The 13688-nt window shown below is 36.4% G+C and carries 18 protein-coding genes; 6 read left to right on the forward strand and 12 right to left on the reverse strand.

Annotated elements, in window-relative coordinates; genetic code table 11:
* Positions 1-114: 114 nt before the first annotated feature.
* Both U473_RS07755 and safA read right to left on the reverse strand, forming a co-directional pair.
* Entirely contained in the window at positions 115-555 is a 441-nt protein-coding gene (locus U473_RS07755; protein WP_068725048.1) for a CBS domain-containing protein, read from the reverse strand.
* 95 nt (positions 556-650) lie between these two features.
* Positions 651-1304, reverse strand: a complete 654-nt coding sequence (safA, locus tag U473_RS07760; RefSeq protein ID WP_235589081.1) for a SafA/ExsA family spore coat assembly protein — start codon at positions 1302-1304, stop codon at positions 651-653.
* A gap of 158 nt (positions 1305-1462) precedes the next feature.
* Here safA and U473_RS07765 point away from each other — a divergent pair, with 158 nt between their 5' ends.
* Both U473_RS07765 and ftsW read left to right on the forward strand, forming a co-directional pair.
* Positions 1463-2089 carry a peptidoglycan recognition protein family protein gene (locus tag U473_RS07765; RefSeq protein WP_068725050.1) on the forward strand — a complete coding sequence of 209 codons (627 nt, stop codon included), beginning with the start codon at positions 1463-1465 and terminating at the stop codon, positions 2087-2089.
* Between the two features lie 244 nt (positions 2090-2333).
* Complete coding sequence (gene ftsW, locus U473_RS07770) at positions 2334-3440, forward strand: putative lipid II flippase FtsW (protein WP_068725052.1); 1107 nt, start codon at positions 2334-2336, stop codon at positions 3438-3440.
* Positions 3441-3504: 64 nt separating this feature from the next.
* On the opposite strand, the gene U473_RS07775 is transcribed toward ftsW, so the two are convergent.
* From U473_RS07775 to U473_RS07795, 5 genes are all read right to left on the reverse strand, one after another.
* Complete coding sequence (locus tag U473_RS07775; RefSeq protein ID WP_068727541.1) at positions 3505-3897, reverse strand: Asp23/Gls24 family envelope stress response protein; 393 nt, start codon at positions 3895-3897, stop codon at positions 3505-3507.
* 42 nt (positions 3898-3939) lie between these two features.
* On the reverse strand, positions 3940-4728 hold the full coding sequence (locus U473_RS07780) for an SDR family oxidoreductase (protein WP_068725055.1): 789 nt from the start codon (positions 4726-4728) through the stop codon (positions 3940-3942).
* A gap of 164 nt (positions 4729-4892) precedes the next feature.
* Positions 4893-5045 (reverse strand): YvrJ family protein, encoded by a 153-nt coding sequence (locus tag U473_RS07785; protein WP_068727545.1) that lies wholly within the window; start codon positions 5043-5045, stop codon positions 4893-4895.
* A gap of 100 nt (positions 5046-5145) precedes the next feature.
* Positions 5146-5367, reverse strand: coding sequence for a DUF2922 domain-containing protein (locus tag U473_RS07790; protein WP_068725057.1), 222 nt, complete (start codon positions 5365-5367; stop codon positions 5146-5148).
* A 68-nt stretch (positions 5368-5435) separates the two neighbouring features.
* On the reverse strand, positions 5436-5660 hold the full coding sequence (locus tag U473_RS07795; RefSeq protein WP_068725060.1) for a DUF1659 domain-containing protein: 225 nt from the start codon (positions 5658-5660) through the stop codon (positions 5436-5438).
* A 113-nt stretch (positions 5661-5773) separates the two neighbouring features.
* On the opposite strand from U473_RS07795, the gene U473_RS07800 reads away from it, so the two are divergent.
* Positions 5774-6274 carry a hypothetical protein gene (locus tag U473_RS07800; protein WP_068725062.1) on the forward strand — a complete coding sequence of 167 codons (501 nt, stop codon included), beginning with the start codon at positions 5774-5776 and terminating at the stop codon, positions 6272-6274.
* Between the two features lie 73 nt (positions 6275-6347).
* Here the strand turns inward: U473_RS07800 and U473_RS14605 are convergent, their stop codons facing one another.
* Together U473_RS14605 and U473_RS07810 are read right to left on the reverse strand one after the other, a co-directional pair.
* Entirely contained in the window at positions 6348-6587 is a 240-nt protein-coding gene (locus U473_RS14605; RefSeq protein WP_153012025.1) for a hypothetical protein, read from the reverse strand.
* Between the two features lie 233 nt (positions 6588-6820).
* Positions 6821-7369 (reverse strand): sigma-70 family RNA polymerase sigma factor, encoded by a 549-nt coding sequence (locus U473_RS07810; RefSeq protein WP_068725066.1) that lies wholly within the window; start codon positions 7367-7369, stop codon positions 6821-6823.
* A 226-nt stretch (positions 7370-7595) separates the two neighbouring features.
* On the opposite strand from U473_RS07810, the gene U473_RS07815 reads away from it, so the two are divergent.
* From U473_RS07815 to bacA, 3 genes are read left to right on the forward strand one after another with little or no spacing between them, the layout of a single operon-like run.
* Complete coding sequence (locus U473_RS07815; protein WP_068725069.1) at positions 7596-8204, forward strand: DedA family protein; 609 nt, start codon at positions 7596-7598, stop codon at positions 8202-8204.
* Between the two features lie 37 nt (positions 8205-8241).
* Complete coding sequence (locus U473_RS07820; RefSeq protein ID WP_082732432.1) at positions 8242-9495, forward strand: VTT domain-containing protein; 1254 nt, start codon at positions 8242-8244, stop codon at positions 9493-9495.
* 9 nt (positions 9496-9504) lie between these two features.
* Positions 9505-10323, forward strand: a complete 819-nt coding sequence (gene bacA / locus U473_RS07825) for an undecaprenyl-diphosphate phosphatase (RefSeq protein ID WP_068725071.1) — start codon at positions 9505-9507, stop codon at positions 10321-10323.
* Positions 10324-10383: 60 nt separating this feature from the next.
* Here bacA and U473_RS07830 read toward each other — a convergent pair whose 3' ends face one another.
* The 3 genes from U473_RS07830 to U473_RS07840 are packed head-to-tail and all read right to left on the reverse strand — an operon-like array spanning position 10384 to position 13123.
* Entirely contained in the window at positions 10384-11277 is an 894-nt protein-coding gene (locus U473_RS07830; RefSeq protein WP_068725074.1) for an ABC transporter substrate-binding protein, read from the reverse strand.
* A gap of 30 nt (positions 11278-11307) precedes the next feature.
* Positions 11308-11970, reverse strand: a complete 663-nt coding sequence (locus tag U473_RS07835) for an ABC transporter permease (RefSeq protein ID WP_068725076.1) — start codon at positions 11968-11970, stop codon at positions 11308-11310.
* A gap of 34 nt (positions 11971-12004) precedes the next feature.
* Positions 12005-13123, reverse strand: coding sequence for an ABC transporter ATP-binding protein (locus U473_RS07840; RefSeq protein ID WP_068725079.1), 1119 nt, complete (start codon positions 13121-13123; stop codon positions 12005-12007).
* Between the last annotated feature and the right edge of the window lie 565 nt (positions 13124-13688).

The following is a 13688-nucleotide window of genomic DNA, read 5'->3' on the forward strand; positions in this document are numbered from 1 at the left end:
GGGTGTTTATAATTCTATTATATGCGAATAAACGTTCGATTAGAAGAGGGAAAATGAGGGAGTGATTAACGAGATTCACTCCCTTGTGACTTTAGGTTTTCACTTATTCCTTAATTAAAGGGTTCCATGTGTACCAGGCTGTGCCGGTTCGGAAATCTTACTTAATGCTTGTCCTGCTTCATCAATATGAATATTTCTTACTGCTAAATCACCAAGGGAAACGATTCCTACAAGGTTACCATTTTCCACTACAGGTAAGCGACGAATTTGCTTTTCTGCCATTAGGCGAGCAGCTTCATGAACATCCATGTCTGGTGTCCCAACGACTACATCCTTTGACATTAACCCATCAATTGCAAAAGAGCCTGAGCGTTTTTCGGCATATCCACGCAATACAAGGTCACGATCTGTAATCATACCAATTACATTTTGACCATCTACTACTGGAATAGCGCCCACATTTAACTGCGACATTTTTTGTGCTACCTCATAAGCATTATCTTGAAGTGAAACTGTAGCTACATTCGTGGTCATAATATCACGTAATGTCGTCATCTAATTTCCTCCTTTCTAATCTCTCCTTAGCATAACCCAGAGACCTAAAGAGTATTCTATACATTTTATCATCAGTTCGAGAGTGACCGTTCAGTTTACGGCCTAATAAACATTTGGGTCCAATAATATTTGCCAGTCCCACCTTCAGCATAACCTACCCCTATTTCTGTAAAATTTGGATTTAAAATATTTTGCCGATGTCCTGAACTTCCCATCCAACCCTTCATCACCTGCCATGCCGTGGTTTGCCCCATCGCAATATTTTCACCAGCATAGGAGAAGGAAATTCGATACGCTCTCATCATATCAAAAGGGCTACCATAGGTAGGAGAAATGTGAGAGAAATAATGTTGATCCCTCATATCTTGAGATTTGTGACGAGCTACCCTGGATAACTGCCAGTTCGCACGTAAAGGTTTTAATCCTGCTTTTTGTCTTTCTTGGTTTACGAGTTGAATAACCTGGTGTTCGATGCTCTTAATTCGATCAATAACTGGAATGATCACCTTTTGCTTTGGATAGATAAGATTGGGATTTTTAATTTGTGGATTGGCCTCAATGATTTCCGATAGCCCTATTTGGTATTTAACAGCGATTTTCCAAAGGCTATCACCAGGTTGAACTGTATAGGTGTTCGTCCCTTGAGCTGTAGCTTGAAAACTCCAACCTATTGTTAAAAAGGAAAGTAAAAGTGTTAATACAAACGAACGAAAAATAAAGCAACGAAAACTATATTTTTGCATATTCATCATTTCCTCTCATTTCATCTCATTAGATTTTTTCCATCGAGATTATGTTGTGTTTTCTTTTCTTTTTTCATTCTTAAACCTAAAGGGGCAATCGCTTGTCACCGATGGGACGAAAAGAATCATATTAATATATAGAGTTACAGAAGGAGGTGATTGAATTGGTAAACAGATATTTTAAAGCCTATACGCTTGATGAATTTGATCGTTTCATTCGTAACTTCAACTTCACACGCCCTATCAATCATATTCAGATTCACCATACTTGGAAACCGAGAAAAACTGATTATCAAGGAGAAAAAACAATTGAAGCCATTTGGAGGTACCATACTGAAACAAGAGGTTGGAGTGACATTGGTGAACATTTTACCATTTCTCCTGATGGTTTAATTTGGGATGGAAGGGATCTAAATGTCATTCCTGCAGGAATCAGTGGTCATAATATAGGTGGAATGATGTTTGAAATGATTGGTAATTTTGATAAGGGTCAAGAGGTATTAGAAGGAAAGCAATTGGACAGTATTTTGGGAGCAGTAAATATCATGCTTGATCATTTAAATCTAACTACAGTTGATATTGTCTTTCACCGAGAATATGCCAACAAAACCTGCCCAGGATCAGGAATAACCAAAGATTGGTTTATTGCACAGATAAACAAATGGAAGGAGGAGCATTGGCAAGTGAAAGGAGAAACCCCATTACCATTTAAAGATCTCACACCCAAGCATTGGGCCTACCCCTCAATTAAACGGTTATATGATATAGGAATCATTACAGGAACAAGCTAAGACCAATTTGGTACAGGGCAACCGTTAAAACGTGAAGATGCCGCGGTCTTACTTGATCGTTTACTACAATATTTAGAAAAACAAAAAGACTAGCAGGAAAAAAAGAAGGCTTTATGGAATAACATAAATACCTTCTTTTTTTGTAGGTAAAGAAAGATAGAGCCCCGCAAAAGTAATCGGAAGATACTTCAAGGAAGTCGTCACTTTTGCGGGTATTATAGCGATTGAAAGGAGTAATACATAAATGAAGCCCAGTCGAGGAACACCAGACTTTCTCTTGCTATTCATGACTCTTGTTTTGGTTGGGTTCGGTATCGTGATGATTTTTAGTGCAAGTTATACGATTTCTTATTGGGAAATGGGAAACCGTTGGTTTTTTACCCAAAGACAAATGATTTGGGGGGCGATTGGCCTTTTTGGTATGTTGGTAACCATGAATATCCCATTTGTGTTTTATAAAAATAAATTTTTTCTCATCTTAATGGCTTCGTTTTTTCTCCTATTACTTGTTTTTGTTCCGGGTCTAGGACAAGAACGAAATGGTGCAAGAAGTTGGATTGGGATTGGTTCTTTCACCATACAGCCAGCTGAATTTGCTAAACTGGGGTTAATTATCTACTTAGCAGGGCTGATTTCTAAAAAAGGGGAGAAAATGAGTAGCTTTAAACAAGGGTTGCTTCCTGCTTTATTGATTACCGGATTGTTTTTTATTTTAATTGCAGTACAACCGGATTATGGAACAGCGATGATTTTATTAGCAACAGCTGGGATTGTGATGATTGTAGGAGGAGCAAGTCTTAAGCAGATACTCTATTTATCTGTACCCGCGATTGCTATTCTGACCATTTTTATTTTATCAGCTAGTTATCGTTTTGCTCGATTTACAGCTTTTCTGGATCCATGGAGTGATCCTTGGGATACAAGTTATCAACTGATTCAATCTTTATTGGCCCTTGGCAATGGTGGAATTGTCGGTACTGGTTTTGGAAAAGGGATTCAAAAATATTTCTATTTACCTTACCCCCAGTCTGATTTTATTTTTTCCGTTATGGGTGAAGAACTTGGGTTTATTGGTGTCACCATTTTTATCTTGGCTTTTTTATTATTGTTATGGCGCATCCTCATTATCTCTTTAAGGTCAAAGGACGCTTTTGGTACCTTACTAGGTGTAGGTGTAGTAAGCTTATTGGCGATTCAAGCTTTTATCAATATTGGTGGGGTCACTGGTACGATTCCAATCACAGGAGTCCCTCTTCCTTTTATTAGTGCAGGAGGCTCATCCTTGATCATGGTTATGACGGCAATAGGTGTTGTATTAAGTCTTTCCAGAGAAAACAACAAAAGCAGCTAAAGAATATGATTCCTTTAGCTGCTTTTGTCATTTCATTTCGTTTAAAACGTTTACAAACGCTAGATTACTTTAGACGAAGAGTAGTTTCTTCTGTCTTTTCTTCTTCTTCTGGCTTTTGAATCTCTACTCCTTCTACATGCACATTCACTTCGACGACATTTAATCCTGTCATGGATTCAACTGCCTCTTTCACATTGAATTGTAAATTTCTTGCTACTTCATGAATTTTGTAGCCATATTTCACAATCACTCTTAAATCAATGGCAGTTTCAGTTTCTCCTACCTCAACTTTCACCCCTTTTGCTACATTTTTACCACTTACTCTTTTTGCAAGCCCTTCAGTAATTCCTCCCGACATGCTAGCAACTCCATCTGTATCCACTGCAGCCAAGCCAGCAATCATACCTACAACGTCACTCTCAATTTTTATTTTTCCGTTTTCTCTTTCTTCAGTCATCATCTCGATCATCTCCTATTTTTTTAATGATAAGATAGTATTCTACAGGGATGGAACCATTCCTCCATCGATCATAATTGTAGAACCTGTAATATATGAATTTGCATCAGATGCTAAGAATACAACTGCCTTGGCGAATTCCTGGGGTCCGCCATATCGACCTAGTGGTATCGTTTGTTCCATTTTTTTGGTAACCTCTTCAACAGGAATTCCTAACTTTTCTGCATTTGCTGCATCTAGCTCTTTCAAACGATCAGTTGCAATACGTCCTGGTGCAACCACATTGACTAAAATCTGATCCTTTGCTAGCTCAATTGATAAAGTTTTCATCAATCCAGTAACACCAGCTCTAAATGTATTTGATAAAACAAGCCCTGGAATCGGAACTTTTACGGATGAAGAAGCAATGGTAAGAATTTTTCCTCCACCGTTTTTGCGCATGTGTGGAACTACCTCTCTAACCATACGGACGATGCTCATTAGGTTAGTTTGGAAAGCTCTTTCCCATGTTTCATCATCAAACTGCATAAATTCACCACTTGGTGGGCCACCTGCATTGACTAGTAAGATATCTACTTTTCCAAACTTTTGAATCATTGTCTCAACAAATTGTTTTACATCGTTAGGGTTGCTCACATCTGCAACAAATGCCTCTACCCTTGTCCCTGTTTCTTTGCGAATCAATTCAGCGGTTTCTTCAATTTGTTCCTTATTTCTACTAGAAATCGCCAATTGGACTCCTTCACGAGCTAATTCAAGTGCAACCGCTTTACCTAAACCTTTACTAGCAGCTGTAATAAAGGCAACTTTACCTTTTAACCCTAATTCCATGAACCAAGCCCTCCTATGTATAATCTATTACTATCTTTCTTATTTTATCACATTCATCTACCTATTTTACAAAAAACAAGTCCAAATCAAGCAAAAAAGATGTGACACGAATATCTACATACCATGTCACACCTTAATCTTTATCGTATTCACTTTCAGTTAAGCTATTCTTGCTTTTGAAATTTGTTGATGCTATTTGTAAGCTCGGTAATTGAATGAGATAAGACATCGATTTTTCCTTCAATTCGGGTCAATAGATACAAGGTAACAATAATGGGGAAGCCTACTTCTCCAATCATTGGAATCCACTGTTCCATTGTTCTTCTCTCCTTTCTAGCAAAAATCATGATCATGATATCCATGTCATTCACATTCATTCATAAAAGTAAAGAATGGGGAGTCTCCTCCCCATTTTTGTTATGCTAAAGCAATATCTGTGACTGTTCTTTCAATCGTTCTTGCACTTACAGCTGCAACAATTTCTCCACTGGTGAATTGAAAGATATTCTTAGTCACGATTTGTGCCATCACTTGATTAACGATTGCTGGGTCAAGTGGTTCAACTGGATCCGGAATGGAGATGGTTGCGTTCTTTCCTTCTGCAGTTTGGAAAATAAGTTCTAAGGTTTTGACAGTCATGATTCATTCCTCCTCTTTTTTTTAGACTTGCGTGTGCTACACTTACAATAGAAAACTTAATTTACTCATTATGCTTGAGTTAATTCTTCACGATCGATACGTTCAACACGGTAAACCGGATTGGCCTGAAGTGATGCTATGGCTTGAGCAACATCGAACACGTCTTGATCGAGTGCAGTTGGTTTTACCCCATTATAGGTTTTGGCTTTTAACACAGGTTCATTGTTTGCATCCAATCCCACCTGAGAAGTAATCACCATCTTAGATAAATCTGCTAAACTATTAACTGCCATTTGTATCATCCTCCTTTTTTGTTGTTCACCGGCCGGTTACATCTTATATAGTGCCTGTAGGAGGATGATTGGGTGACAAGTATCTCATTCTTTTTTTGAGGAGGTTTAAAATCTTGAAAAAGACCGTTCTTTTTCTGCTCATTTCTATATTTTTCTTTGTAGGTACTTTAGGCTGTTCCCCGAAAAGTGATGTTTCCTATGAAATCTTATTTAATGGATTTGTTACAAGTAAACCCACTATTGAGGATATCTTACCATATGAAACGATCATTTTCGAAAATGAGGCTGACTGGAATGCCTTTTCAAACAAATATCTTCCAGTAACTCGATCGGTTGCAACGATGTTAAAATCCATTGATTTTGCAAAAAACGATCTTATCTATACGGGGAGCATTTCAGCAAAGGCGGATTTGTATAGTGTGTCTAGTCGTATTCTAGGATACAAAATTGAAAATAATCTTTTAGAACCAATTTGGGATACGAATTTTAAAGATAGAATTTATGCCGTGAATGATATAAGTGAATACCAATTCATTCAACCTTTTGTCATTTTAAGCCTTGTTAAGAAGAGTGAGATACCCAATAAATTGCAGAATTTTTATCGGCCTAAGTAGGTTTCATTCATATTGATTAAAACTAAAAATAGACGCAGGATAAATTTCCTGCGTCAGAAAATAATTTTTATTTTTAAAGTTTAAATCCTCCATGACTTCCATCGGAAGCATTATAATCAACATTTACATTACAAGAACTTACATTATGTTGATATTGATAGATATTACGGTACACATAATCTTTTCCATCACTCCACGAAGATGTTTGCCACGTTTTTGAAATTCCAGCGTATCCATCTAACTCTTTTACAACATAATACCCGCCGTAAACTCCAATTATCCATCTTTGACCGTTCATTTGATAGTATTTCATTCATAGCATCTTGAACACCTAGAAAATAATTCTTAATTGCAGTTCGACCGTTTGACAATCTAGTCGTGTTACTCGTATAATAACGGCAAACAAAACTAATTCCGTTATTTTTAAAACATTGCAACTGTGTATCTGTGGCAGCACTGTAATAGTCAAGCCCTTTTAAAGTTTCATTAGATTGAATAGCCATACTTTATTTCCTCCTTTTTTGTTGTTCACCGGCCGGTTACATCTTATATAGTGCCTGTAGGAGGATGATTGGGTGACAGCAAATCCTCTCTTAATTTTTTGATTGCCCGTTTCTTCCATGTTTTAACTGTATTAGTCGAAACGTTCATTTGTTCAGCGATTTCTGCTACAGTGAAACCTTTTATCCAGAAAAGATCAAAGAATTGCTTCTCTTTTTCAGATAGGATGGACTCAGCTTGTTCCTTCCAGATTCGAAAATCTAAATCTTCTGTTGTTGATAGAATCGCATTATAATCCTCTTTCCATCCATCCACTAAGATCGTTTCCTGCCATTTCTTTTCCTTCCTCAATAAAGAGGTTAAGTGTCTCCAAATTCTTTGTTTGGCGAAACTCCCAAAAAAGATCCCATAGGTTGGATCGAAATGTTGTACTGCTATAATAAAAGCTAATTGTCCTTCTTGTAGCGTCTCTTCAAAACTATGGTTGACATACTTCCTTTTTGCAAAGGATATCAGTAGTGGTTGGTATTGTTGAATTAACTCTTCCATTGCTTGTTGGTTTCCTTGCTGTGCTTGCTCGATTTTTTTATTCAAATAATCCACCTTCACTAAATGAAGGCCGGCCTTCTTCAATTTGTGCACAGCTTTACATTATCTGAATCTATTCTATTCGTCATATCGCCTATTAAGTTGATAGAAATATATGTTCGCATTTTTTTCACAAATTAATTGAAGATGAACTTTTCTTTATTCTCGTTAGTCTTTATGTGTAAAAGAGATTAAAAAGCAAAAACCAAGGTAAAGCAAAAGGAGGATCGATTTGGTACAGCATGTAGTAATACCGTTTATTTTACACTATGGTTACTTTGGCTTGTTTAGTTTACTAGTTTTAGGCATTGTTGGGCTGCCTATTCCTGATGAAATCTTAATGATCTTTACCGGATATCTTGTCTCCCTTGGAAAACTTAATTATCTATTGACTGTCTTCATAGCTCTATTAGGAAGTATGACTGGCATGTCGATCAGCTTCGCCATCGGTTATTCCTTTGGACATCCCTTTTTTGAAAAATATGGGAGGTACATTCATGTAACCCCTGAAAAATTAGATAAGGTGGGACAATGGTTCGAGCAAAAAGGTAAGCTTGCTGTTAGTATTGGTTATTTCATCCCCGGAGTTCGTTATTTAACTGCCTATTTAGCAGGAATTAGTCAATGGGAATATAAAATGTTTATTCTCTTTGCCCTTTTAGGTGGGTTATTTTGGGTGTTTGGATTTATCACACTTGGAATTGTATTAAAAGAGCATTGGTACGTTTTTTCCATCATCTTGCATAAATATTTACAAATTACCATCATTTTAACTATATTGCTCACAATTATATTCTTTTTTTATCACTGGAATAGACAAAAAAGAGTAAGTGAAGACTAGAACCAGGAAAATTTTTGTATACATTGGAGGATCTAATGTGTTTGAGTGGATTAAAACTTTATTTGAACAATATAGTTATCTCGTCTTATTCATTTCCTTGCTACTTGAATTGATTGCCCTTCCCCTTCCCGGAGAGGCTTTAATGGGCTATGCTGGATTTCTCGTATATCAAGGACAATTACATTGGAGCTTTAGTATTTTTATGGCTGCAATGGGTGCAATTACTGGAATGACCATTTCCTATTGGATTGGAAGACGCTTAGGAACTCCTTTTTTTAAAATGTACGGACATTATATTCATCTAGGTCCAGAAAGACTAGAAAAAGTATCTCTTTGGTTTGACCGATACGGAAATAAATTGCTAGTCATCGCTTACTTCATCCCTGGTGTTCGGCATATTACTGGATATTTTTCAGGTACTGCAAGGATTTCTTATCGTGTCTATATGGTTTATGCTTATCTTGGTGCATTTATTTGGGTTAGTACGTTTATTTCTTTAGGAAAAATATTAGGGCCACAATGGGAACAATTCCACACTTCGATTAAGAAATATCTCATTATTGCTGGAATCATTGCTATTATTTTATTGGCGATTTTTTATCTATATCGAACTTATCGAAGTTGGCTGAAAGAAAGATTAGAAATCAATTTTAAAAAAGCTTTAGATACGTTTCCAACCCTTGGACGTATAAAAATACTTATTGCTAGTGCAGGTATTGTTTTTATTGGCTTTTTTGCGCTTATGCTCGGTATGATTCAGGATTTTTTAGCACAGGAATTTAATCAGTTTGATAACATAACCACCTTAGTGGTCAAACTTCTCTTTGACCAGTCTTGGCAACCTTGGATGCAAATTTTTCAACACCTTTCCACTATCTTTATATTACTTCCTTTGATATTATTTACGTGGTTATGGATTATGTTAAGAAGCCCTGATCGAAAATTGGAAAGCATTTTTCTCTTTCTTGTAGTGGTTGGTGGGGAAATCTTAGATGAAGGGTTACGATTTTTGTTTCATCATACATTTCCTAGTGAACAATCCTTAACCGCTATCGTTGTTTTTGGTTTTACTGCTTACTTACTAGTACGTCATATCAAAGGGGTGTGGGTTCACAATTTGGCTATTTTTCTTGTATTATCTTTTTCATTTTTAATTGGAATAAGCCAAATCTACTTTGGAATGCAATATCCTAGTGATATCGTTGCTGGATATGTCTTTGGCGGTGTATGGCTAAGTTTACAAGTATTTTTGCTAGAGATTTTTCGTTTGTTTCCAAAAATCAATTATTAGGGGGGCACTATGGAAAAATATATCGTTTCTATCATTCAAGGGATTGTAGAAGGATTAACGGAATTTTTACCTGTTTCTTCAACAGGTCATTTGATTTTAACCGGTGAATTGCTAGGTTTTACGGGAAATAAAGCCGAAACCTTTGAGATCGTGATTCAATTGGGAGCCATTTTGGCAGTCGCTATTCTTTATTGGCGAAGAGTTTTTGGCTTATTAGATTGGAGGAAAGGATTTAAAGCTGAAGGTGGACTTTTTGCTAAAGGTCAATTAAACCTTATCCATATTTTTATAGCGATCTTCCCTGCAATGTTAATGGGACTTTTACTACATAAAGTAATCAAAACCTATCTTTTCTCGTCAAGTACTGTCTTAATCGGTTTAGTGATTGGTGGACTTTTTATGATTTATGCAGAGAAAAGAAAAACAAAGGAGACAGCTATAGAACTTGATCAAATTACTTATAAACAAGCCTTTTTGATTGGACTTTCGCAAATTCTTGCTCTTTGGCCAGGTTTCTCACGTTCAGGTGCAACGATTGCTGGTGGTTTATTAGTAGGAACAAATCATAAAACTGCTGCAGAGTTCTCCTTTATCATTGCCATTCCAATGATGGTTGCAGCTAGTGGATATGATCTATTAAAAAGCTATCAGTTCCTTTCAGTAAACGATATTGGATTCTTTGTCGTCGGTTTCATTGTTTCATTTATCGTCGCATGGTTAGCAGTTGTTTCATTCCTTAAATTATTACAAAAAATTAAATTAACTCCTTTTGCTATTTATCGTTTTATCTTAGCGGCCTTATTTTGGTTCTTTATTTTAAGGGGTTAAAAACCAGAAAACCCTCCATTTTCAAAAAGAAAATAGAGGGTTTATTTTTCTAATCACTGATTATTCTTTAATTAAACCTTGTGAGACGAGCCAATCATGGGCCACATCTTTTGCATCCTTACCATCAAGGTCAACTTGTGAGTTTAACTGAGACATCGTTTGATCACTTAATTTTCCTGCTAGTTGGTTCAATGCATCAGCAATTTCTGGATGTTTTTCAAGCGTATCTTGTCTAACTACAGGTGCAGCATAATAAGGTGGAAAGAATTGTTTATCATCCTTTAAGACTTTTAAATCAAAGGCGGCAATTCTACCATCAGTTGCAAAAGCATCATTTACATCAGTTTTCTTGTCACGAACCGCTGCATAAGTTAAACCAGGGTCCATACCAACTACTTCTTTAAAGTTCATATTATATACCTTTTGTAACCCTTTATACCCATCAGCTCGTTCTAAAAATTCTTGAGTAGAACCTAGTACTAATTCTGATGCTTTTTCGGCTAAATCACTGTAGGTTTCAATGCCAAGTGATTCTGCCTGATCTCTTCTCATCGCTAGAGTATAAGTGTTATTAAAGCCAAATGGTTCTAGCCATACTAATTGTTTTTCATCCTTATAAATCTGCTTGACTTTGTCATAAACGGCTTGCGGATCATTCATCACTTCTAATCCTAATAGATTGATTAAAGCAGTTCCTGTATACTCTGCATATAGATCAAGGTCGCCTCGTTCTAATGCCTGAGCCACTACATTGGTTCCACCTAAGAAAGGCTTAGTTTCTACCTTTAAATCAGTTTTATCTTCAATGATATCCTTCATCATGTAGACTAACACATCTTGTTCAGTAAAGTTCTTACCTCCAATTACAATCGTATCTTTTCCACTAGAACAGCCAACGAGTGCTAAAGAAAAGACAAGAATAATTGCTAGTAAAACAAAAGTAAATTTTTTCAAAATTAGTTCCCCTTTCTATTTTAATTTTGTTTATGATCTTATTCCTTTTGGCGTCACCATGGATTCGATCCATTTAAGTAAAAAATCAAAGACCAGTGCTAAAATGGCAGCTGGAATGGCGCCAATAAGAATAATTTCATTTCTAGCCATCGAGATCCCACGGAAAATTAAATCCCCTAACCCCCCTGCACCAATTAGTGAGGCCAAGGTTCCAACTCCTACAATTAAAACGGTGGCGGTCCTGATCCCTGCCATAATAATGGGTAAGGCCAATGGGATTTCAATCATGTATAGGACCTGCTTCGATGTCATTCCCATTCCAACCCCCGCTTCAATCGCTGCTTTATCTACTCCAATAATCCCAGTATAGGCATTTCTTAAAATAGGTAGCAATCCATAAATGGTTAATGCAACAACAGCTGGGGTATATCCAATTCCTAATAACGGAATCATAAATCCTAGTAATGCTAGACTTGGAATGGTCTGAAATACAGCAGTGATACCAATAATTGGTTCAGCTAACTTTCGATGGCGGGTTAGTAGAATCCCTAATGGAACAGAAATCAGAATCGCTAGAAGAACAGACAAGAGAGTTAATTGAATATGTTCCCATGTACCTGTTAAAATATCTGGCCATCGTTCTTGCACTATTTGTAAAAATTCTGAAAAAGTAGATTGGCTTGTTTGTTCCATTCAATCACCTCCAATGATTTTAGACGGAATATTCTTAATCATTTGAGTACTTCTTGGCCATGATCTCTACTAAACTAGCACGAGTAATGACCCCTTCTAGAAGATTTGAAGAAGTAACAACAGGTAAATAAGAAAGATTATGTTGATGAATTAATTCAATCGCAATTGTTAAAGACTGATCAGATTGAACAGTGATTAAATCAGTTTTCATCACATTTTTCACTGTTAGGGTCTCATCCTTAAAATGTTGTTGAATTTGCCATACCCCAACAGAACCAAGCAAATGATTTTCTTTATCGACAATCAATAGACTATCTACTCGATGTGTTCTCATGGTTTTCACTGCTTCAGCTAATCCACGATTTGGCCCTGAAGTTACAGGTTTCACCATGATTTCTTCTAATGATGGTAATAGATCTACTTCATTTAACCGCTCTTCACCAATAAATGATTTAACAAATTCATTAGCTGGATGTCGTAGTATATTTTCCGGTGTATCGATTTGTACAATTTTGCCTTCTCTCATAATACAAATTCGATCTGCTATTTTTAGTGCTTCATCCATATCGTGGGTAACAAAAACAATCGTTTTCTTGATTTCTTCTTGTAACCGTATCAGTTCATCTTGTAGTTGCTCTCGACTAATCGGATCCAATGCACTAAAGGGTTCGTCCATTAAGATAACATTTGGATCAGCTGCCAAGGCTCTAATCACCCCAACCCGTTGCTGTTGACCACCACTTAGTTCTTTTGGATAACGATCCCGATAAATCGCTGGATCCAATCCAACCATGGTTAACAACTCATCTACTTTATTCAAATACTTTGTTGTGTCCCATTTTTTTAACTTGGGTACCAAGGCCACATTTTCTCCAATGGTCATATGGGGCAATAATCCGATTTGTTGAATGACATAACCAATATTACGTCGTAACTCTACTGGATTCATCGTGTTAATTTCTTGGTTATCAATATAAATGGCTCCTTCACTTGGATCAATCAAGCGGTTGATCATTTTCATTGTTGTTGTTTTCCCGCATCCACTTGGCCCAATCAGAACCAATAATTCGCCCTTTTTGATATGAAGGTTGATATTGTCTAATGCTCGAAATCCATCATCATAAACTTTGGCCACATTTTCAAAACGAATCATAGCTTGCCTCCTTTGCAAAACGAATACAATAAAATTCTATCATAAAACTGTATTATCACTCAAAACGGATAATCTACTGTATTCATACAGATCCTAGTCAAACCTTTCAATAAACAAATTCAGCATTTTTTCCCTTACATATCCTTTCATATCCTCCATGATCCTACCTTGTCCTGTTGAATAATCTTGAATTACAAAAGCATAGAATAGAAAAGTTTCTTAAGTTCCCTTATCATCATGCGATATGTCATTTATTTTATTTTACGTTTTACCCATTCAATAAGCACTTTTCATAAAGAATCTAAAGGTCAGAGTGTAAAATAAGAAAAGGGTTGTATATTCCATTGCGCTCCGTCATCCATGCCCTTCTATAAAAAAAGATTAAGAAGAAAAGGGCACTTCTGAAGGTCACAGCTTATGGAATATACAAACCCCTAAATGACAAGTGGAAGAAAGTTATACTTTGCTTATTTACCAATTATGGCAAGACCCATATATATTGCTGCACCCCAAATAATGAATGCAGACACTTCACCTTATTTAATTTTTATTGCTATACACTTCC

It is taken from the genome of Tepidibacillus decaturensis (genome assembly GCF_001561915.1).
GTDB lineage: Bacteria > Bacillota > Bacilli > Tepidibacillales > Tepidibacillaceae > Tepidibacillus_B > Tepidibacillus_B infernus.